The sequence below is a fragment of the Fibrobacter sp. genome, from assembly GCF_045601785.1.
Lineage (GTDB): Bacteria > Fibrobacterota > Fibrobacteria > Fibrobacterales > Fibrobacteraceae > Fibrobacter.
This window is the reverse complement of record NZ_JAZSAF010000055.1, coordinates 19,503-42,833: the sequence shown is the minus strand read 5'-3', so window position 1 is coordinate 42,833 and position 23,331 is coordinate 19,503. Positions and strand designations below refer to the sequence as shown.

10 protein-coding genes are annotated in these 23,331 nt (G+C 49.9%); 9 read left to right on the top strand and 1 reads right to left on the bottom strand.

The genetic code is table 11. The features are described 5' to 3' along the window. Positions 1-6 precede the first annotated feature (6 nt). The 8 genes from ACKI61_RS08175 to ACKI61_RS08140 all read left to right on the top strand — a co-directional run bounded on the left by ACKI61_RS08175 (position 7) and on the right by ACKI61_RS08140 (position 7,274). Entirely contained in the window at positions 7-342 is a 336-nt protein-coding gene (locus ACKI61_RS08175) for a hypothetical protein (protein ID WP_407457251.1), read from the top strand. Further along, positions 339-1,064 (top strand): hypothetical protein, encoded by a 726-nt coding sequence (locus ACKI61_RS08170; RefSeq protein ID WP_407457250.1) that lies wholly within the window; start codon positions 339-341, stop codon positions 1,062-1,064. The genes ACKI61_RS08175 and ACKI61_RS08170 overlap by 4 nt, the downstream gene beginning before the upstream one ends. Positions 1,065-1,201: 137 nt before the next feature. After that, positions 1,202-1,357 (top strand): 50S ribosomal protein L34, encoded by a 156-nt coding sequence (rpmH, locus tag ACKI61_RS08165; RefSeq protein WP_072979488.1) that lies wholly within the window; start codon positions 1,202-1,204, stop codon positions 1,355-1,357. Then, a complete protein-coding gene (locus tag ACKI61_RS08160) occupies positions 1,338-1,742 on the top strand; it encodes a ribonuclease P protein component (RefSeq protein ID WP_407457270.1) in 405 nt (134 codons plus the stop codon). Before rpmH ends, ACKI61_RS08160 begins: the two co-directional genes overlap by 20 nt. After that, positions 1,735-1,995, top strand: a complete 261-nt coding sequence (gene yidD / locus ACKI61_RS08155; RefSeq protein ID WP_407457249.1) for a membrane protein insertion efficiency factor YidD — start codon at positions 1,735-1,737, stop codon at positions 1,993-1,995. Before ACKI61_RS08160 ends, yidD begins: the two co-directional genes overlap by 8 nt. After that, the gene (yidC, locus tag ACKI61_RS08150) at positions 1,995-3,869 is read left to right on the top strand and encodes a membrane protein insertase YidC (protein WP_407457248.1); all 1,875 of its coding nucleotides are present in this window, start codon (positions 1,995-1,997) and stop codon (positions 3,867-3,869) included. The genes yidD and yidC overlap by 1 nt, the downstream gene beginning before the upstream one ends. An 80-nt stretch (positions 3,870-3,949) precedes the next feature. Next, entirely contained in the window at positions 3,950-5,197 is a 1,248-nt protein-coding gene (locus ACKI61_RS08145) for an FISUMP domain-containing protein (RefSeq protein ID WP_407457247.1), read from the top strand. After that, a complete protein-coding gene (locus ACKI61_RS08140; RefSeq protein WP_407457246.1) occupies positions 5,142-7,274 on the top strand; it encodes an FISUMP domain-containing protein in 2,133 nt (710 codons plus the stop codon). The genes ACKI61_RS08145 and ACKI61_RS08140 overlap by 56 nt, the downstream gene beginning before the upstream one ends. A 67-nt stretch (positions 7,275-7,341) precedes the next feature. Here ACKI61_RS08140 and ACKI61_RS08135 read toward each other — a convergent pair whose 3' ends face one another. Further along, complete coding sequence (locus ACKI61_RS08135) at positions 7,342-8,238, bottom strand: PD-(D/E)XK nuclease family transposase (RefSeq protein WP_407457245.1); 897 nt, start codon at positions 8,236-8,238, stop codon at positions 7,342-7,344. A gap of 368 nt (positions 8,239-8,606) precedes the next feature. Between ACKI61_RS08135 and ACKI61_RS08130 the strand changes: the two genes are divergently transcribed. Beyond that, positions 8,607-23,300 (top strand): InlB B-repeat-containing protein, encoded by a 14,694-nt coding sequence (locus tag ACKI61_RS08130; RefSeq protein ID WP_407457244.1) that lies wholly within the window; start codon positions 8,607-8,609, stop codon positions 23,298-23,300. Positions 23,301-23,331: the final 31 nt, after the last annotated feature.

Sequence of the window (23,331 nt, the reverse complement as noted above, 5' to 3'; positions counted from 1 at the left end):
ATTACTGTGAAGAAAAAAGCAGAAAACGAGAAAGAACTTGAGTTGCCGAAGGAACTCTTGGAATCAATAGCTGGGCTTAATGAACTTATGAGTCAGCATCAGGATCAAGCCGCCGCAATGTTGTACAGGTTAATGTTTCGCCATGAACGGAACATCCATGTTCTGGACCGCTACTCAGATGTCGTACTTGAAGGCGTTTCTGGCATGGGCAGCGTGTTCGCGAAAGAGGATTACAGAAATTTTTTACAATACCTGTCGTATGTTGTTCCGAACGAATATGCCCCACATAAAGAAATGTATGACGAAGAATGTAGCACTACTGAAGAGGATGAGGAGAGTTGAAGTACAGCGCTGTCTATGTATGTTTTGGCAACCATGACATCATTACCGAAAGGGCGGGAGTTTTCGGTGCTGAAAAAGACTTCCCAACTTCCGAAAGCAAGATGGATTTTTTCTTGAAAGAGTCCGCAAAGATTCCGAACATTCGCCTGTTAGAAAATTGCATGGAGGACGGCATTGCCGGATGCATGGGTATGTGCGATTTCAAGTACATGCATGCGCCGGGAACTTCGGAAATCTTGAATCAGATGCTTTGGTCTACACGCTGGTTCGACGGTCGCCATTGGAACTACATGCGTAATAATCCAAAACGTCTGTGGGAGCACTACGATGTCGTGCTGCGTGAACTTTCTTTAAAGAAGCCCAAGATTATGATGTCTCATTTCTTGCCATTGGAATTCGGGATGGCGGAACGCTACATACATGACCCGTGTTCGAACTTCTTCTATTTTCATGGAGCCCCGTATCTTGAAAACCTGGATGACGGAAGCATTTACCAAGCTGGCCATACTCATACGGCCATCAAGAAGATGTTCGTGGATTTGCAGGGCAAATGCCATCTGCTGCTTTGCAATCCCGTCGGGTATCCCGACGAGAACCCATATGCCGACAATGATCTTCGTAGAGAAGACTTTCTGATAGAATTAGACACAAGCATAGGCCGTGCGGCCCGTACGTGCATCCGCGGTGGGGCCGAAATTACGCGATTGTTGATAAATTGTTGATAATTTGGAAGGCCCGCTGGGGAAAGCTCAAAAATGTGGGTAAATCTTGCTTACATTTGGCCCGACCCCTTGATTTATCTAGGAATTTTTCTAATTTTGTGACTCAAAAAATTTGACTTTTAATAAAGGTTACTACAATGAAAAGAACATTCCAGCCTCATAATCGTAAGCGCGCCAACAAGCATGGTTTCCGTGCCCGCATGGAAGACCGTTGGGGTCGTGCTGTTCTGAGCCGTCGTCGCGCCAAGGGCCGCAAGCGCCTGACCGTGAGCGATACGATCTACAAGAAGTAGTCGGGGGTGGCATATCGCCGCTCTGCGCTCCTATAGGCTGCCCAACGAGCCAGCTTATCGGCAAGTAGCCGTCCATGGAAAGTTCATCCGCACGCCGTCGTTCTCGATGCGTTGGATAGAAAGCCCGGACGGTTTTTGTCGTTTCTGCTTTTTGGCAAAAAAGAAAAACGGCAACGCCGTTTACCGCAACAAGTGCCGTAGATTGCTGCGGCCCCTGTTTTTTGAAAGGGTTCCCCACATTGCAAAGCCCGTCTGGGCGATGATCATCGTGAGTGACAAGGCCGGGGAGGTGTCCTCGGAACGCATGCGACAGTCGGCGCTCAAGGTCTTTAAGAAGATGGAATGGACCGAGGGGCTCGACCTGGGGGCCATGCCCAATGAATAGCGGCTTCTGGGGCAGGTTTCACGCGGCTGCAAAGGCTGTCCTGATAGCCCCCATCCGGCTGTACCAGTTGATTCACCCCTATTTTTTTCACGGGGTGTGCAGGTTCCAGCCGACATGCTCTCAGTACGCGATAGAGGCTGTCCAGGTTCACGGGGTGTTCAAAGGTTTCTATCTTGCGGTTTTTAGAATTTTAAGGTGCAACCCGTTTTGCAAGGGCGGCTACGACCCGGTCCCGCCCAAAAAGGAAAAGTGATGAATAAGAATACTATCGTCGGATCGATCCTTATCGGCGCCATCATGATTTGGTGGTTCATGTCGACCAGCGCGAACAACGAGGCTGCGGCCAGGGCCGAACAGGCGAAAAAGGCCGCCGAGAAGGCTGCCGCCGCCCAGGTGGTCGATTCTTCCGAGGCCCCGTCTGCAAACGGACTCGTACTCCCCGGCGCAACCGCTGAAGTCAAGGCCGCCCCGGTTCTCGGTGCAGCAAGCGTAGCTGCCGATAGCGCTAACATCAATGTGAATGATTCCGCTAACGTCATTGCGAGCGAAGCGAAGCAATCCACAGACTCCGCCACGGCGCCGGCTCCGAAGGTCATTGCCCCGCGCACGGTCACGGTCGAAACTGACAAGTTCATCATGACCCTTACCAACAAGGGCGGCAAGGTCCAGAGCGTGATCGTCAAGGCCCTGCCGGATTCCGCGAACCATTTCCCCGAACTCATCCAGGATACCGCGCTCGGCGCCCTGGACCTTAAACTCGGCGGTGCGGACCTTTCCGAAGTCATGTTCGATGTCGATGCCCCGGAATGGATCAATGTCGAGAACGATACCGAAGTCCAGTTCGTCTTTACCGACGCGAACGGCAACCAGCTGGTGCGTAGCTACGGATTTACCAAGTCGGGCGTCGCGGTCCGCCAGGTGAACCGCTTCAAGGGTTTCCGCGTCGATAACTACGAGCTCTCCTGGAAGGGCGGCATGCGCGAAACCGAAGTGATTCCGAAGGGCAAGAGCTTCGGCGGCACCAGCTACTTCTTTAGCGAGGTGATCTTCAAGAACAGCGAAATCACCGAACGCGAAACATTCTCCGACGCCATGGCGTTCGACGAGGCAAACTACTACTGGGTGGGGCTTCGCCGCAAGTACGTGGCGATGTCGGTGCAGTTCGACAAGCCGGTGCCCGCCAAGGTGAACGCGAAGCACATCAAGGTCGCCACCGAAGAAATTCCTGATCCGGGTACCTACAGCCTCTCCATTGCAGACGCCGTGCGTGGCGACTCCGTTGCCTATAATCTCATGGTTCTCCCGCTCCAGTGGGATGTCGTCGAGTCCCTCGGCCAGGGCTACGAAAAGATTATCGTGACGGGCTCCAAGTGGTTTCCCGGTTCCAGCGTCTGGTTCGTGTGGATTTGCAAGTGGCTGCTCAAGCTGCTCAACTTCTTCTATTCGATCATTCCGAACTACGGTGTCGCCATCATTCTCGTGACCTTCATCGTGCGTGGCCTTACGACGCCCTTTACCATCAAGCAGCTCAAGTCGACTTCTGCCATGAGCAAGCTCAAGCCGCAGCTCGACGAAATCAACGTGAAGTACCGCAGCGATCCGCAAAAGAAGCAGGCCGCCATCATGGAACTTTACGCCAAGAACGGCGTGAACCCGCTCGCCAGCTGCACCGGTGGCTGCCTCCCGATGATTATCCAGATGCCGATTTTCATGGGCCTCTTCTTTGTGCTCGGTCGCGCCGTCGAACTCCGCGGCATGCCTGCCTTCCTCTGGATTACCGACCTCAGCCGTAGCGACGTGATCTTCCACGGCATCAGCATCCCGTTCATCATGCCCGATGGCCTCGCCCTCCTTCCGTGGATCATGGTGGTCACCACCTACTTCCAGACCAAGGTGACCATGAGTGGCAACGGCGCCATGGACCCCGCACAGGCCAAGATGATGGTGTGGATGATGCCCGCCATGATGTTCCTCTTTAGCGCGGTGATGCCGTCTGGCCTTGTGCTCTACTGGATTGTGTCTAACTTCTGGAGCATCATTCAGTATAAGATTATCCGCCGCGATGGCGATAATGCGCCCAAGACCGTGAACGGCAAGAAGGTGCAGGACGCCGAAATCGTGAAGTAGGCTCGGCGCCCGCTTTTCGTCAACCCCGAATCCCGGACCTTCTGGCCCGGGTTTCTTTTATTTTTATTACATTTTTCATTATGGGATGCAAGCTTTCGCTCAATTGCCTTAAGGCAATTCTGGATTTACGCGTATTTGGCCCCTGTCTTTGGGCTTTGATTGCGGTTATGCTTTTGACTGCTTGCGGAGAATCCACTACTCAAGTTGTCCAAGAGAAAATGCCTGTTGTCGCATCTGTTGACGACCTGTCGGAATGCTCCGATGAAAACGAAGGCGAACAGGCTCTGGTGAAAGAATCTGGCACGATGTTCGCTTGTGTAGACGGGGAATGGGTAGGCGTACTTGATCAGGAGCGCGATACGGTCTACCTCGATGGAAATGTCGAGAAAATCTATGTAGGCAAAGATTATTTCTGCACAATAGAGACTTTTTCTGATGGCTCGGGATATAAGGTTGTCTGCAATGGCGATTCTATAGGAGCGGTGTTGAATGGTCGAGATGGAGTAGATGGAATCAATGGAGAAGATGGACGAAACGGTGTAGATGGTGCTGATGGTGCAGACGGCAAAGATGGAAGAGATGGCGTAGACGGAAAGGACGGAACAGATGGACAAGATGGGGCAGATGGTGCTGAGGGAGTAAAAGGAGACACCGGTGAAAAAGGTGCTGATGGAAAAAATGGTGTGAATGGGAGTAGCTGTGATTTGACAGAACATACCAATGGGGAAATTTTAATTACTTGTGGCGAAAATGTCATTAGAATCTTCAAGGCTGCTTGTGGGCCGAATTCCTATAATCCGGAAACCCAGTTTTGTGATGAGCGAGACCATCATGTATACAGGTTCGTAATGGTTGGAGACGAAACCTGGATGGCGGAAAACTTGAGTTTCGAATACCGGGTAGACGGAGAGGTCTTTGAAAATTACTGCTATCAAGATGATTGTGATTCCGATTCGAGCAAAATGTTTGGCCGCTATTATACATGGTATGCGGCAATGAAGTCTTGTCCCGTAGGATGGCACTTGCCTGACACATTGGAATGGAACGTGTTGTTCAAAATAATGGGAATGAATATTCACGCTATGCAGGTGCGAGGCCATGCCGCATGGCCCAAAGCGACGGATGCTTATGGATTTTCGGCGATTCCTGCAGGAACCTACTATAGGGGAGTATTCTACCTTGTTAGTGATGATGCCAATTTCTGGAGTTCGACTCAATCTAACAATACTCAAGCCTATCTTTGGAATTTGCTTCCGGATACTTATTCTTTCCATGGCTGGTCTAAGAGTACGGGTTATTCCGTCCGTTGTATTAAGAATGTTCAATGATTTTGTTGAGGGTGAAAGCATGAAACTTGATTGCCGTATCGGTCTGGTTCTTGGTCTCTTCGCTATACTCTTTTTGGCTGCCTGTGGTGACGAAACGACTCAGGTTGTCCAAGAAAAGATGTCTGTGGTCAAAACCATTTCTGATTTGCCTGGATGTACTTCAGAGAATGAAGGTTCTCAGGCCCTTGTAAAAGGAGAAACTCCCGTTCGCATCTGCGTAGATGGCGAGTGGGTGAGCATGTCCGAACTGGGCAATGATACGATCTATGTAGACGAGGGCGTTAGTAAGGTCTATGTGAGCGAAAAGGTCTCCTGCGAAACAAAGAAACTTTCGGATGGATCTGGCATCAAGATTCTCTGCAATGGCGATTCTATTGGCACTGTGTGGAATGGTCGCGATGGAAATGATGGCGCTGATGGTATGGATGGCAGGGATGGCAAAGACGGTACAAAGGGGGCTGCAGGAAAAGATGGCAAAGACGGCACAGATGGTGAAGATGGTACCGATGGTCAAGATGGAGCCGATGGCGATGATGGCGCCAAGGGAGAGCCTGGAGACAAGGGCGCTGATGGAAAAGATGGTGAAGACGGTGTCGATGGCGTTGGCTGTACCATTGCCGATGCGACGGATACCACGGTGACGATAGTGTGTGGCAATCAGTCGGTGACGTTGGATTTGCAAGCCCGTATGGCGACGGATTCGATTATTGTCTATGCGCAGAAAGGTCCTATGGTCGAGGGGGCGAAAGCTTGTATTCTGGGGGAAGCATGCTCTCTTATTCCAATGGATGATAAGGGACGGTTTAGCTTTCCGACAGCCAAATTTACGAGTCAATATGCGTCTTTTCTTGTGCAAGGAGATTATCTCAATGAAGTTACGGGTGAACTGCGCTATGGAAACTCGTATTATGATAAACTGCTTGCTATGGTTGATATCAAAAAAAATAAAACAGTATATGTCAATGCTCTCACAACTTTGGATTATTCGCGCACTCGTTGGTTGATGTCTAAAGAGAATATGTCCGTGGAACAGGCGAAAAAACAAGCTCATGGTGAAATATTGAACTATTTCCATGTTGATGATACAGATATTTTTGATTTTGAGCAAATGAACATATTTGGGTCGTCTGAGTCAGATGCGGTGCTGCTAGCCGTTTCTATCCTTCTGCTGAGGGATTCTGCTAGTGTGAAGCGTCTTATCGATGAAGACTATAACTTTATTCCTAACTATTTGAACAACGGCAAGGGTAACAATGACTCTGTAAGGGCAGAAATCGCAAGTTGGGCGATGAATGCCGATTTGTCTGGACGCCTTCCGAAAATCCGTAATAATATTCTAAATTGGAAAATGTCGAAGACTGTTCCTAATTTTGAAAAATACGTTCGCAATTTCTGGATGAAGGAATTCAATGTGGACGATTGCTCTGGGGCAAACGAAGGCGATATTTTCGTTTTCCCAAATGAAGATGCTTCTGTAAGAAGTTTAAAGTGCTCTGCAGGAGAATGGACGTTCCACGAAATTAGAGATTTAAGGGATTCGAATATCTATCGCGTGGTGAAAATTGGAAATCAGATATGGATGGCCGAAAACCTGAACTATGAAGTGGATTCCAATTATCATTGCTATATGGACAGCTGTGAAAAGTACAGAAAACTTTATACATGGGCAACGGCAATGGACAGTGTAGCCGCTTTTGGCGACAACGGCAAGGGTTGTGGTTTCGGTGAAGTATGCTCGGCGGTTTCTCCAGTGCGTGGAATATGCCCTAAAGATTGGCATTTGCCCGATTCTGTAGAATGGGAAGCTCTTTATGAAGCAGTGGGGTATTCTGCATATGCGCTGCAGGCGGAAGGTTTTGAACGCTGGAAGGGGGCAAAAGATGAGTTTGGTTTTTCTGCACATCCTGCTCCCTTTTATTGCAAAGATCGCTTTGTTGGCTATGCATCTGATTTTTGGACAACCGCTCAAAGGGACAGCGCGTTTATTTACCATTGGTATGTATATGCAGATATTGCTGGTGCTGACAAATGGGTGAGTAAATCGTGTTATCTTTCCGTTCGCTGCGTCAAGGATTAGCAGAATTATATACTATTGCTCTTCAAAACCCCGAACCAGGCGGCTCGGGGTTTTGGCTTGACTGAATCTACTTGACGGCAAGCATCTCTGCAATGATGTTTTCAGGGACATTTTGCGAACGGAGATACTCTGCCCTGCGTTTGCTCGTTTCTTCATTTCTGGAACGTTCTCTCGCTTCACCCCTCGCTTCACCCCTAGCTTCACCCCTAGCTTCACCTCTCGCTTCACCTCTCGCTTCACCACGGGCTTCGGCTTTGAGTTCCGCTTCTGCAAGGATTGCTTCTTCTGCATGTTTGTCGAACATGGTTTTCTCCAAGGTTTTTATAAGTTTCGGGTTCGCACGGCTTACGCGCAGGCGGTCAATGGCTTTAGCGTAAAGCGGGTCGTCTGTGTCGTTGACTCTGAGCGGTCCCCAGGCTAAAAGTCCTAGCCAGAAGTCCTCGCGGGAGTTCGCTCCTTTGCGAAGTTTCGCGAACTTGAGCAAGTCCACTATAATATATCTATTTTTTGGAAAAATGGGTAGGGCTCCGCCTTCCCTGATGTCGCTCTGGCTGTAGACTGTCCATGTGTCCTTGAAGATGTTTTCGGATTTTAAGATTCCGAAATTGCAGAGCCAGATGGAAACCGTTTCGGGAAGCTCGTAGTAGCGGATCTTCTGCTCCCTTTCCGAGAGTGCGAGAAACGTGTCCGACTTGTTGTAGTCGTGCTTACTCCGTAGCATCAGGTAGGAATTGTACAGTTGCATGCGGTCAAGAAAGAACGGATGCTGACGGTTCTGCAGTTCGATGTTGATGAAACGATCGTCCCTTGTCGTTACCCACACATCGAGTTTTGTTGTCTCGTCACCGGGTATGAACACATCAAGGTGTTTTTCGAATTCGTAGCTCAGGTCCACAATTTCGCGGTCGTGGTCCAACTCGAGCAGGCTGTTTAGCACATCGCGAATGGTGTCCTTGTCGTCCATCAGGGCGCGGAATGTTGGCGGGTAGATGGGCAGCAGAACTCCTCCCCGGCATCGTTTGTGACGATGTAGGGCTTGGTAGGCTTGTTTTCTTCAGGCATGTTGGTCCTTTTGTTCGGTTTTTCGCTTACTCCCTTTTCCTTAATACGCTGGATTTGAAGAAAATGTTGATTTTGGACCCCACATTCCCTATACAAAATTCAATTGTTAATAGTTTGTTGATAAATTGTTAATTCGTTAAGATGCGCCCGGTGTACAAGAAAACGGGCGTTATTTTGCTTGTGATGGAACTTGCTGGGCGACTGACACCATTCTGTAAGCCTCCTGTAAGAAAACTATATTTTACCTCGAAAATAATTAGAGGATTTCTTATGAAGAAGATTCCGAGTTTTAGTACGTTTTTCATGTCCATCCTGATGGTCCTGTTCGCTGCGTCGGCGACTTGGGCGGATGCAGTCTCCTTGGCAGAAGACGGTGATGATGGCTCGCTTTATGTCAATTTGCCTACGACAGGAACCAACACTTTGGAAATTGGAACTGGCGTGACTTCGTTCAAGGTCTACGATGATGGTGGCAAGAACGGTAATTACACATTAAGTGCTTCTTTAGATGGTTCTTTGGTCATGACCGCCCCTGAAGGTTATGTGTTGCAGGTGGAAGGAACCATAACGTCGCACTACTATTACAATGCGTCCATGACTGTTTATGACGGCGATGCGAGCGGAGAACCCTTGCTGTCTAGTTTCGGAAGCTCAGACTGGGGTGTACCCCGAGATGTTCCTATGCGGTCCAGTTCTGGTCGTACAATGACGATCCGTTTTCGGAATAGCGCTATAAATTATGCATACGAAGGCCTAGACCTTACGGTGACATTGGCATCCGCATCTATTGCACACGAAATAACCTTTGAAAATCAGGGGCAAGGCGGAAACATCAGTACGGCAGAGACCGATGTTCTTGCGGGAGAAACGGTAACCTTGAATATTCAACCGTTAACCGGCTATTTGATGAGTGGAATATCTGTTGCCGAACAAAATGGTAGGGCGTTAAAATTTACCGGTGGTGAATGGTATTCCAACGATCCGCTGGTGTTCACGATGCCCTATGCCGATGTTACGGTTACTCCGACATATACAAATGACCTGACCGCTGATGGCGGACTCTATATTAACATGCCTGCGACCGGTACGACGAATGCCCAGATTCCGGGTAACGTCCAGTCGTTCAAGGTGTATGATGACGGTGGTCGAACTGGTTCCCATAAGGCAGGGGCTGACGGTTACCTGGTTTTGACGGCTCCCGAAGGCTATGTATTTAGGCTGTCGGGAACCATCCAAAGCGCCGATGCCAGCCTGTCCGTTTATGACGGCGCTGCATATGCCAGCAACCTCAAAAAGATGATAGGGCCCGACAATGGTTATTCGGATACCGATGTTGGGGACGTTTTTGGTTCATCGCGAATAATGACTCTTTATTTTAAATCTAACGGATATTCGTACAGCGGGTTTGACTTGACGTTATCGCTGGGAGAATATGTTGATTATGCAATCGCTACTGCAAGTTCGGTCGGAAACGGCTCGGTGGAGATCGCTGAAAATGCGAAGCCTGGTGACGTTGTTTCCCTGACGGCAAATCCCCAGGATGGTAATGTGTTCAGCGGTGTTCGCGTTGTCGATGAAAATGGGAATGTTGTAGAGACGACTAAAGATGGCAATACCGCGACCTTTGTTATGCCGTTTGCAGAAGTGACCGTCACGCCATACTTTGCTGGTTCCACGGTGTCCTATGACAATGCCGGTTGCCTTGACAATGGAATGTATTTCCGTGTAGAATGCAGTTCCCAGACGTGTACAATTTCTCAGGGTGCGTTTGTTCCGGGTGACGACGACTATAGGTGCTGGTCTGAGTTGGCTGCTAAAGTGGAAGAAGAGTTGGGAAGAAACTGGAGTACCATAATGCTTGGCTCTGACTTGTACCTGGGCGGCTACGACAGTGGTTCCGATGCTTGTGTGATGTCTGATTTCAGCGCTCTATACACAAAAGAGTTTGAAGGCTACGGACATACGGTTTATGGATTCTGCCACATAACAGCGGATAGTTCTGGCTTTTTGCAGGCTGATGTGAATTCAATTTCGTCTGTCGCGTTTGTTGATGCCTATGTGCGTGGTGACAGCGCGGGTGTCCTTGGTTCAAGCCAAAAAGGCGAAGTTACCTGGAGCTCCGTGACGGTCAATAATGCGACCGTTGTCGGTAACACTGTGGGCGCCCTTGCCGGTCATTTAAATAATTCTGATTACGGTTATGCTTCGAGATTGTCGAATGTGACCATAACAAATTCAACCATCATTGCAAAGGAAGTGGTTGCGACCGCTTCTGTGCAGGCGGGTGTCGTTGCTGGCATGGGTCGTGTGGGCGGATACGGTGCTACCATAACGATATCCCACAACACTGTGTCTGCGGATGCCTCTATTGCTAGCAGTACGGTTGTTTCTTTGGGTGGTGTCGTTGGTGAGCTTGTAAGCGGTAGAGAGTCTCTTCCCAATACATTCCGAATTTCTGACATTACTATCAGTAACGCCTCCAGTGCAACGGAAGTGAATATCGGTGGCTTCGCGGGCTTGTTTGTTGAGGACTACAGTACATCGTCACAGACTCTTGAAAGGTTTGGCTTCGAAGGATCCATCAGTGGTGGTACAAATGTAGGTGGAATCTTTGGTAAGGTGAATCTCCCCAGCAACAGTTTAACTATAAAGAATACCTATTCTAGGGGATCTATTAGTGGTTCTGATGACGCTTTGAAAGGTTACATTGTCGGCTCGTTGAGTGCGAACTCTAAAGTTGTGTATAACAACTATCACGTTGGCTCGGATGTTATCGTGCAGGGTATCGGAAACGGCTACAATGCAAATTCCTGGAAAAGTGGTGATGAAGATGTCTTTGGCAACGTACGTAATGCATCTGGTGCTTTGGCTACGGATGGTGCCATGGGCCATTATATGCATAGTGATGACATGTATTACTATTTGGATTACTTTGCATATTCTACCGAGCAAGAGGGCGGTGGAGAAGATCCGGTCGTCGTTAGACTTGTTGGGGTTGTTCGTAATGGTATTGCCGATGAAGATGATATGAAGACAGACATGTTCGCGGCATTGATGAACAAGAATCCGGTTGTTCAAGACGGTGAAACGCCTAATGCCGACGAACATAATGTGTGGACCAGAGCTGACGGATTGAATGATAAATTCCCCACGTTTGCCGATGATGAACACCTGCCGAACCATGTGGTAAGTATTGATTGGGATGGTTCTTGGGGGCTGAATTCTACTCAGATGTCGACTTTGGGCTTTGAAAGGTGGAACGCGTATTTCTTTGATGATGATTATGGTTATTATCAGGCAATCTATGGCTATACCGATGCGACTCAGCATGTCAGCTCTGGACTTGTGAACAAGTTGAATGCTTTGGTATCGGCGGTAGAAATGAGCTCCGGTGCAGAAGCGGGTTCCCTGATGCTGGTTGATGGAACTGGACGGGATGTGACATCGATTGCAAACGTGGCCTTTAGTTCTGACCAGCCTTTGACCATTAAGGGAGTTCAGAACATTTCTATTGCCTACAACTATTGCACGGGACAGACTTCATGTACTCCGTTTGAATCGCAGACCGACAAGACATTTATCTTTATGTCTCCGAAGGTGAATACGATTAGCTCGGGTGATGACGGATCGTATCAGCTCCTCCCTCTCGTAGTAGATCTTGGTGGTACAGATGAAGTTCCCGATGCTACGCAGCTGAGACTTTCGGTGAAACTGTATGATGAAAACGATGAAGAAATTGAACTTCCGGCGAGTTGGACTTATCATTCTCAAATCTGGCTGGTCTCAGAAATTTCACAATTCATCCGTGGTCTGGACAATGCTGTATCCAAGATTGAGCTTAATTATCAATCGGGATCTAGCGAAAATCTCGATGTATATGTATCAAACGGCCCCACCATTGATGCGTACGGTGTCGATGCCGATGGCGAGAGTGTGCGCGTCTTTTCTAGCCCCAATACGAATTATTACGTTACTATTCCCAGTGCCATGGGTGTAAGGGCTTACGATTTTGAACAGAAGGTGGGTTATGAACTAGAGGGGACCTACACTGCGACTTATGAGTATTACGATGGTACCTATGAACTTGATGAAGTCCATGAACCTATTTACGAAAGTACGGAAGACCATGCTTTTGGCTCGGTGGCGAACCTTTTACAGAAGATGCTTTCGAATGTGAGGCTTCATTTGTCGGTTAACAATCTGACTGCAACCGATACGGTGAATTTGAACAATGTGAGGACTGCATTGGCCCTGGCAAAGCAAGAGGTCTCGACGGAATATGGACCTAGCGGAAATTTGAGGGTTGCTGCCAATTATACCCCCATCAACTACACCGTCAATTTCGATCTGAAACTTCCTGCAGAAATTGCGGATAACTCGGTCTTGTTCTTTGGCAATGGCTGGAATAATCCCAAGAGCAATGTTACGGTCGAAGCCGGCAATCTCCCCAAGGTCTACACGACGACATGTCCGGCATTTGGCGGCTGGTCGCCTGTCGATGACGGTTCGGTGCCTGGCACCTATGTGCTGAACGAAAGTTTCTTGAACAGCGCCGTTGTAGATGCAGATTACAATACGACTGCCTATGGCACCTGGAATTCGGACAATTGTACAACTCCGCACACTCTCGACTTCTCGTACTGGGCTTCTGTAGACGATGAGGATTTGGCTGCTTTCCCCGGATACGTGGTCCTGAAACAGGTGTTGGGTGAAGGCGATACGATTGCACATCCCATGGTGACAACCTATGATGGTGGTGGATATGTTTCCCATTATACCACCTTGCCGGAAGTAGACGATACGCTGACCTTTATTGTGAGTACCGCTATTGAAAGAGGTTTCAAAATTTCTGGCATTGAGCTTCAGCGTGATTTCAAACAGGGCGTAAGCGAAAATAGCTCGATTGCCCTTAATGCCCCTGAACAGGGTGACACGACTCTTACTATCAACACTTCGATGCTTAATTCCGCAGGCTTTAATATAAGCTTCGACTATGAACGATTCTTGGTTGGCTTTAAGCGTCCGACAGATAATGATGCTGTGGGCGTAACGAGTGTCGATTACTATGTCGCCGATGAATATACGGGTGAAAATTGGCCCGATGTTAAGAATTATGGCCTGGGTGATGCTGATCTGGATATGCCCAAGCTCTATGCCTTGGATGGCTGCGTTGGTTGGTCTAAAGCAACAACTTATGACGGGGAACATCCGGTCTACAGGCAGTTCGATCAGTCTGTTGCTCAAGACTATGAAAGCGAGATGGTCCTCTACCCGGTCTACTTTACGCCGGATGATAATCCAAATCTCTGTGGCGATGCCCCGGAGGGCGCTTTCTTGATAAAAGCCACAGTCAACAATCCTGATGCATTGACTCGTCTGGAGCTTCGCCAGATTATCGGCGTTACGGGTGATGATGACGTTGCCGATACAATCAAGCATGTAATGGTCCAGAACGAACAAGACCCGACCCAGTTTGTACTGTCTGTTCCGAAGGTGTCGTTGTCGCAAGCTGTGGCGGAAAACTATGTTCCCTTCACCTTTGAAATTCATGCGGTGCCGGCAGAAGGCTATGCAACTTACAGTGAATCGTATTATCAATTGTCGTCTCAAGAAATTGGCTCGGTGAAAATTCCATATACAGACGGCATTCTTACGACTGAAGGGCATCAAGTAAGTTTCTATGTGGATCTGATTAGTGCCGATTATACGGTTGCCCTTGATACTACGGGCTGGGAACATATTGCAGTGTCCGTAAATGCTTCGACCACTACTAATTATAGGTATGAACTTTATGCTCTTGACAAAGATCTTGACCTTCCGGCATCTTATGTGGTTGGTGAGTCTGCCCAGAAGCTGCCTGTGCTTTACGCCGCTTCTCTTGAGGGATCTCCAAAAACTTATGTTGTTTCGGGATGGACGTTCTATGAAGAAAGAGCTAATTGCTTAGAGGGGAACGCTAAGGACGAAGATACCTTCTGTATGGGGGTGATGGAATCCGAACTCAACGAGGTGTTCCCAACCTTCTCTGCTGACTTGGTTGTAGCAGCCTTGGCTGCAGAAGCTGCTGGGAAAATCGCCATTGAGGACAAAACGATAAAGCTGAAACCTGTGTGGAAAGTGGCGCCAACGGGTAATTTTCCTGGTTACCAACGTATTAAGATTGGCTGCCCTGAAGAGAATGCTATAGATGGATGTGGTGAAAACGACCATCCGATGACGATAAGTCTCTCGCAAACTTTCAGTATGGCGGGCGAACAGATTACTTTGACACACAGTTCCGATAGCGTTATTGCGTTCCCTTGGACAGGGTACTTTGATGAAATAACGATGGATGTCGCGTTCCAGGCTAATCCGGGATATGAAGTCAATTCTATTAAACTTGAATTTAATGATAGTGAAATTGGTGAGTATAATAGTGCAGAAAGCAAAATGGTTCTGCAAACACGCCTCCTTACGGAAAACACGCGCATTGTACCTGATGACATGTCGTTTATCGATTACACGGTCACCTTCGATATCAGTTCTTTCAAGGATTCCACCGTGGTGTTAGGAAAAAGCTGGTATGACCGAGTTGACGCAGAAACTGGCTCGCTAACAATGAACGTGGGACCGGCGAGAGAGTTCCCGAAAGTGTATGTGTTTAACAATGGATATATTTTCAACGAGGCCTTCTGGGCGAACGATGTCAAGACGGAATCGGATTTCGATGAACCTTATGAATTGGATAATTGGCGTTCGAATTTTATAGTCTCATCGCTTATGCACACGACGCAGAAGCCCCAGTTCAACTCGGAACTTCTCGGATACCTTATTGAAGATAATCCCACTGCGACAGCCTTGACTATTTATCCATTTGCAGGGGAAATCGATGATAATAGAGGGTATTACAGGAACTATATCACTGTTGATTTGCCGAATTTACCCCATTATGACACCGACTACCATGGAAATGTCGTGCTGAAGCAGACCTGGAAGGATTTGACGTTTAAGCAGAGAACGTCGCTCGATACACCGACGGATGCTGGATCTATGTTGACTTGGAAAACCCCTGCCTCATTCTTGGGTGACGATGACACCCTTGAATTCGTGTTGGAATATGAGCCGGATCCGGGCTATTCTATGGAAATTGATCCTTATAGTATTGCTGATGTCGAAAATGGAAAGTATCTTGACGAAGACGGCTGGGGCTATGATTCTACGACCAAGAGGCTTAAGATGCCAATGTCATATTCGATGTATCTGACGGTCAGGTACACCCAGCTGCATTACAACGTGGACTTCGCGATGCCCTCCGATGCCGAAGTGTTCGTGGCGAACAAGCTGGTTAATGGCGACTATGTAATAGACTGGTTTGGCTCGATGCGTGATATTACCGTAGACGACGTTAAGGCTCCTGTTGTCTACAATGCTGAAGGTTGCCGCATTTCCTGGAAGGTTGACGAGTCTGACCGCATAGAAAGCGAGCCTACGGCAAGCATCAAGTATGAACTTGCCTATATGACTTCGACTGAAAAGATGGATGGCTTTGTGAACACGCTTGTTCCTGATGTCGAAAGGAGTGACTACCTGTGCGATGGCTCTGAGAACTACTTTACCCAGTTCCTGAATGTCGAAGGCGAAGGTACGATCAAGCTGCTCCAGAAGTTGGGTAAGGCTCCCGAAAGCGAAGATGACCCTGCCCAGCTGGTGGTCACGCATTCGTTTAGTCCGAACGACGGAAACTTCTATATGCATGTCCCTGCCGCCTACAACGACAATGGAAATGGCGATACCGTCTTGACGGGTGTCAAGTTTATTGTCCAGGTGGAACCTGCTGAAGGCTATGTGCTGGACAAGTTGACCTACGAGACTTCGAAGAACGGCAACTACATCATTGCCGAACTCGAAGACGGCGACTCGCTGAACATTATGGAAAACCTGGTGTTCAACGCCAAGTTCGTGAACCTTGCCCCGATTTACGTGACCTACGACCTGTCGCTTTCTTCGGCTGAAGATTCCGCGAACACCTACCTGCCGACAAGTGCTGTCACGGCGGGCTCCGTTGAACTTGAATCGAATGCCGACACGGTTGCCTTCTGGAAGCCCTACCGCACCGACAAGTGCTTTGCGGGCTGGTCCACTACGTCGGCAGACCGTTTCACTACGGGTATTGACTCCATTTACCAGGTGCTCGATGCCGACCACTTTGGCGACTTCAGCACGAATTCCGACAACCCGACGAAACTCTTCGCCATCTGGCAGGAATGCACTCTGCCTGAACCGACGGTGGTCCTGAAGAACGGTTCCGAACACACGACCGTTACGCTGTACCAGATGTTTGGCGAAGACTCGCTGCCTCATGAGATTACCACTGAAGGTATTTCGCTGGTGGGCGACGAGTTCGTCTTCCATATGGATGAATCCAAGTCCAAGGCAAAGATCGGCTACCGCATTGCAGAAGATGCTGAATACATGTTCACCTACACGGTGGCTGGCTCCGATGAATCTGTCAGTGCCGATCGAGATGTAGATCATGACATTTGGTACGTAAGGACAGAAGACATCGAAGGTGTGCCGACTTACGCCATCGATATCGCTACCGAAGCGGTGGGATACAACTTCGTTCTGAAGGTGGAAGATAACGACGTGTTCTACAGTTCCGCTTACAGTTCGACCTGGACTCCGATGGCCGACGACTTTGGCAAATCCCTGCCGGGTAACATCTACCGTGCAGGCCAAAAGCTTAGCGGCTGGAGCTTCGGCAATTCCACTGAAGCCTTCCAGAACTTCGATGACGACTTTGTAAACGCCTACAACGACTATGTCGAACAAGTGACCCGCCACGAGGAACTCGAAGGCCCTGTTACGCTCTATGCCGTGTGGGAAGAAAACTATGAGACTCCGTCGATCAGCATGTACCTGTCTTCCGAAGCGGCTGCTGCGGGTAAGCTCTCGCTTGCCCAGGTGGTCGACGGGGATACGGTCGTAATCGATGTTCCTGGTGCTCTGGAAATCCCTGCGGTAGAAGGCCTTGCCTTTGCCGTGAACTATACCGCCGACAGCGCCCACTCGGTTGCAGCCGCCGAAAAGCCGATCACCTTGATGGGTGACTTTGGCGTCGTTGCGCAAATCGACAATGGTGAAATGGTGACCATTGACGAAACCTATCTCAACCTTAGCTCGATCGAAGTTCGCGTGACGCCGACAACCGACGAATACGAATTTGTCTTCGACATCAATGTGGATGATGACGCGGTTGTCTACTATGGTACAAATTGGATATCGACTGCAACCTACAGCATGGCCGAAAATGGACACCGCTTCCCGACTTCTGCGTACCAGCAGTCCAACTGCCTTGCAGGTTTCTACTTCGAACCGATGGAACCTCTCCCGGCGGGTTACACCATGACGATGCCGGATGTCAAGTTCTATACGGAAATCGATTCTGAGTTTGTTGCCGATTACAAGAAGCTCGGTCGTCCGCTGGATACGCTGTACGCCGTGTGGTATCAACCGGGTGAAAAGTGCCAGCAGCAATTTGTGATGGTCGGAACGACCAATAGCGCGACCGAAGGTACCTTCACCTTGACGAATGCGGGCAAAGCCTACACGGTCCCTGCTGCTGAAGATGAGTCTTCTCTTGGAATTCCTGTCGCAGACGATCTTGAGTTCGATGTGCTGTTCACCGCAGAGGACACCTACGATGACTACGGTACTAACGACATCAGCATAAAGATGGGCAAAATTACCGAAAGCCATACCAATGGTGACGCCTACATCTTTACGCGCAATGCAGAACTCATTGCCGATCCTACTTTGAAGATGACGGAATTCGAGCTTGCTTTCGCCGAAAATGCCGATGGTGCAACACTGTTCTACGGTGAAAACTGGTTCGCTGGTAAGGCATACGACATTTCCGATGCCGAAGCGTCCCTGAAGTTCCCGACTTCCTTGTACCGCACGGACAAGTGCCTCGAAGGCTTTGCCTTTGAAGATTCCGACCCGACGGTAACTTATAATGAACTGAGTGAAGATTTCGTGACAAGGTTCAAGGCGGAAGACTACAGTTCTCCTCTCACGCTCTATGCGGTGTGGGGCGACTGCTCTGAACCGCGTGCAACCTATACCATTACGGCTGCAAACGACACTACCGAAGGTAAGTTCGTCTTGACGAATTCGTTCGGCGATAGCATTAACAACGAATATGAATTTGACAACCTGTCGAGCCTCGTTGTTCCCGCCGAAGAAGACCTAAAGTTCAAGGTGACCTTTACTGAAAATGCCGCGTTCGATTACACCGGAAAGGTAGATGTATACGATGCCGCCAATACCGAAACAGCCCTTGCAAGGGTGAACGATGGCGAATCCTACATCTTCACGGGCTCGGCTGAAACCCAGCAGCTCCATGCGGTTGTTGAACTCAAGACGAAGACCTTTGTCTTGAAGGTTGAAGACGATCATGTCTTCTATCCGTCTGATTTCGCTGGCTTTGAATGGACGCCTACGAGCTATGGTGATACACTCCCGACTAATGTCTATGCCGTGGGCTTCAAGGTTGTGGGCTGGTCGGTTGGTACAGTCTCTGGAGCGCATGCGAAGTTCGACAACGCCTTTGTGGAAGCTTACAAGCAGAGTCTCGAATCGAGTGAAACTCCGGAAGAGTCCGATACGCTTTATGCCGCTTGGGATAGTGACGACGAGACCGGCACATACACCATCTACTTCGATTCTGACGAGGCAGGCTCGCTCACGCTCAAGAACATCGCTACTGGCGTAGAGAACGAATTCCAGGTAGGCGGTGGTCTTGAAGCCCCTGCCAAGGAAAATCTGGTCTTCAGTGTGAACTTTGTGGCTGACAACGAACATACGATCAAGAATGGCCGCCCGGTCAAGCTGGTCGATGTAAATGGAACCATCATTGATTCCATCGCCAATGGCGGAACGTTTGAACTTACCCAGACGACGCACATTGCTGTGGAAACTTCCGAAGACGTTTACCACTTCGCCTTCAACGCGAATGCCGCAACAGGCGATACAGTGTTCTACGGCACGGATTGGTTCAGCGAGAAGGATTACGACTTCACGGGTGACCGCAACTTCTACTTCCCGACATCTGCTTACCAGACCGGCAAGTGCCTCGCAGGTTTCGCCTTTGACGCGGCTGGAACGGGTGACTCCTTCAAGGAACTCAACGAAGACTTCATCGTGGCTTACAGGGCTATCGAAGGAGAAAAGCCCTCTACGCTGTATGCCGTGTGGACGACTCCTGAAATGGATAGCGACTGTGACCCGCAGGTGTATACGGTGAAGACGAACAACACCGCTGCCGAAGGTGCATTCACCTTGGTGAACGCAGGCAACTCCTATAGCGTCTCGGGCGAGGAAATGGCGGTGCCTTATGCGGCTGATCTCGCCTTTACGGTGCAGTTCACTGCGGGACATGCTTACCACTTGCTCTACGATGATGACATCCGCGTCATGGATGAATATGATAATATCAAAAGTTATCTAACTAACGGCGCCGAATTCCAATTCTACGCGAACACCATCTTGAATGCGAAAGTGTACCTGAACAGCAAGGGTCTTGTGCTCGCCGCAAATGCCGATACGGTGTTCTATGGTCGCGACTACAACCCCGATCTGTTTAACATGCAAGAAGACGAATCCTTGCCGATTGAAATCTACCGCACCAATGCCGTGCTCAGGGGCTGGTCGTTCAAGAAGAATATTGCCGAAGGCGATCCTATCCTGACGATTTGGAATGACAAGTTCATCAATGCTTATAAGAAGCATGTCGAATCCCGCGAAACCTTCGATACCCCGGATACACTGTATGCCGTGTGGGCGCCCAGTAGCAACAGAGAGACGGTTATGGTGTCTGTAGAGAACAAGGCTTCCGAAGGCTCGGTGAAACTCACGAATGTTAGCTATGGATACTCCGAAGAATTCTTCGTTACTGGCGGTAGCTCGATCGTCATTCCTAAGGAAGATGACCTGGAATTCGAAGTCGACTTCATCTCGGAATCCGATAAGGTCGAGTACACCTACATCAATGTCGTGTCGCCGAACGGAACAATCAATGAAACGTTCTGGATGGGTCAGACTCGCACCTTCTCGGAAGACACTCGTCTCAAGGCATCGGGCGATATCGGCTCTCTTGAAGTCGTTCTCGATGTAAATGCGGGCGGTGCCGACGTGTTCTACGGCAGGGACTTTGAATTCCGCTGGTGGGGTTCCTCTTATGGCGACGAGCTCCCGAAGGGAGCCTACCGTAGCGACGCAAAGCTTGTCGGCTGGAGCTTCAAGAAGAATGCAACGGCTTCCGAAGCTTACAAGGAAATCGACGACCGCTTTGTCGAAGAGTATGAAACCTACAAGCAGAATCTCGACAAGGTGTATGAACAGCGCATGAAGGAATTCGAAGCCTACAAGAGCAGCCTCTCTCCTGCCGAATTAGCCAAGCTCGATCAGTACGCCTTTGAAGAATACCAGATGAAGTTCTTCGAAGATGTTTATCCGGTTCTTTACGCCGTGTGGGATACGAAGGCGACCGTCCCGACGCACACACTTGTGTCGAACAGCCTGAAGCAGGGTACCCTGACCATTGTGCAGCAAGTGTCTGACTCGACATTTGCCTATGTGGTGGGCAAGGATGGCCTCGAGATTCCGACGGCTCCCGATGACGAAATTATCGCGACGGGTCATTTCGAACCGAATCCGTCCTGGCTCCTGATGGGAAAACGTCCGCTGGTGTGGGCATCTGCTTCTGGTGCTGATACCACGGAAAATGATTTCTACGGAAATCTCAATGAAATGCCTAAGTCGCTGACCTTCAGCGTTATTGCGAAGTACATCGGATTCCATCTGGTGTTCAACGTGACCTCGAAGGATTCGTTGTTTTTGGGTGACGACTGGAAGTCCGAAGGCGACTTTATCGCAACGGCTGAAGAAACGATGCTCCCGGCTATGGTCTACAACTCTGACCGCTGCCTTGCGGGCTGGAGCGTAAAGCCGGATGGCAAGACCTCTTACACGGTAATGGGCGACGCCCTCGCCGATGAGCTCTATGCAACTTATCCGAATCTGGACGATACGACGAAGGTGAACCTGTACGCTCGCTTTACCGATAGCCTCGAACTCTGCGCCGGCGAACTTACCCGTGTCGCTATCGAGCAGGATAAGGGATCCGTGATGCTTGTCGAAAATACGGGCAGCGGCGAAGCGGTCCACAAGTTTAACGACAAGGGCACGATGCTTATTCCGATGGATATCGTAAGCCTCGAATGGACGGTGCGCTCTGCTCCGGATTCGAGCTACGAATTGGGCTCGGTGTCCATTACTCGTAACGAAAAGGTGATGTCGATCCTCCACGAAGGCGAACATCTGCCGGGCAGCCTGGAAGGCGCTCTCCTTACAGCTGTATTCGAAAAGAGCAACAAGACCCCGATTCAGATTGTCGATACAAGCTTTGTACAGAGTGGAAACGCTATTCGCTTGAGCTTCAAGGCGAGCGACTTCGAAGTGACCCGCGGAGTTTCTGCTAGGGTGCAGCTGATTGACATGGCGACCGACTCGGTTGTTGTCGATAGCCTGCTGGGCGACTCTGTTGCCATGGGCTATACCGACGAGGTGGTGCTGCGTGCCAAGCGTACCGGCAACTACAAGGTTGCCTTGGTTCTCGAAGACTCGCTTGAAGTGGCTGAATACGAAAGGGAATTCTCGGTCGTGAACGAAATTGCCTCGATTGCCGCCGACAGCTGGCAGATGCTTTCGATTGCCGCCGTGGATACTTCGAAGATCGATACCAACGACCAGATCTTCTACTGGTGGGATGAACATGGCACGGGTGAATTCTGGCAGTATAAGCGCTTCAGCGTGGGCGATTCCGTTGTTTCGACTCGCGGTGCGTGGTACAGCTCTCTCAAGGGTAGCCCGCTGGTGCTGCGCAAGGATGTCGATGACGACGGCAAGGACATTGTCTGGGATCTCGATAGCGTGAGCACGGGCTGGAACCTGGTTGCCAACCCTCACGGCTGGGCAGTTGACCTGTATTCGAACAACCCCGACAAGCTTAAGGATGTTGACGAAGAATCGGAAGTGGCCTTCTGGCGCTACAATGCCGAGACGGGTGGCTACGACAGTGTTCTGACCATGCAGCCTTATGAAGCTGTTTGGGTACAGGTCTCGAAGAGGACGACTTGGAACATTTCTGCAAAGCCTGTATTCGCACAGGAATCCGATACGGTTGATGTGGACTCGACAAAGGTTGGCGATCCGGAAAATCCGGTGCTCCTGAAGCGCGTGCTTGCAAAGACTGCGACAAAGGAACGCTGGACCTTGCAGGCGGTGCTGTCCGACAAGAACGGCAAGCGCGACGTATGGAATATCCTTGGTGCGGGCCCGAATCCGTTCAACGCCGAAGAGCCGCCTGAAAGCATGGGCGACCATGTGAACTTGTCGATTGTCGATGGCAAGCACGCCTTTGCGAAGTCCATCAAGCCATTCAGCGACGACATGGAATGGACGGTGTCCATCTCTGCTTCCACCAACCGCATTGGCTACTTGAGCCTGGTGGGTATCGACGGCGTGAAGGCCTACGGCTACCGCGTCTACGTGACGGTGGATGGCAACACCACCGAAATGCAGGAAGGTGTTCCGCTGAAGGTCTACCTGAAGGAAACCGCGAAGACCGCAACCGTGCGCGTCGCCCCGGCAAACCGCGTCGTGGCGGAAAGCTCGCTGAAGGGCCTGCGCATGGCAAGGCTCGGCGGCAAGCTGCAGGTGTCCTTCGATGCCACCGGCCTTGCCGGCAAGAGTGCCCGCGTGGATATCATGGACATGAAGGGCCATGTGATGGCGACGGCTAATGCAAGGGCTGTGGAAGGAACGAACGCACTCTTGCTGGACGCTCCGAAGTCTGGCCTCTACATGCTCCGCGTCCGCGCAGGCTCGCAGCAGCAGGCGACAAAGATCATGGTAAAGTAAATAAAATCCCCGACCATGTCGGGGATCTTTG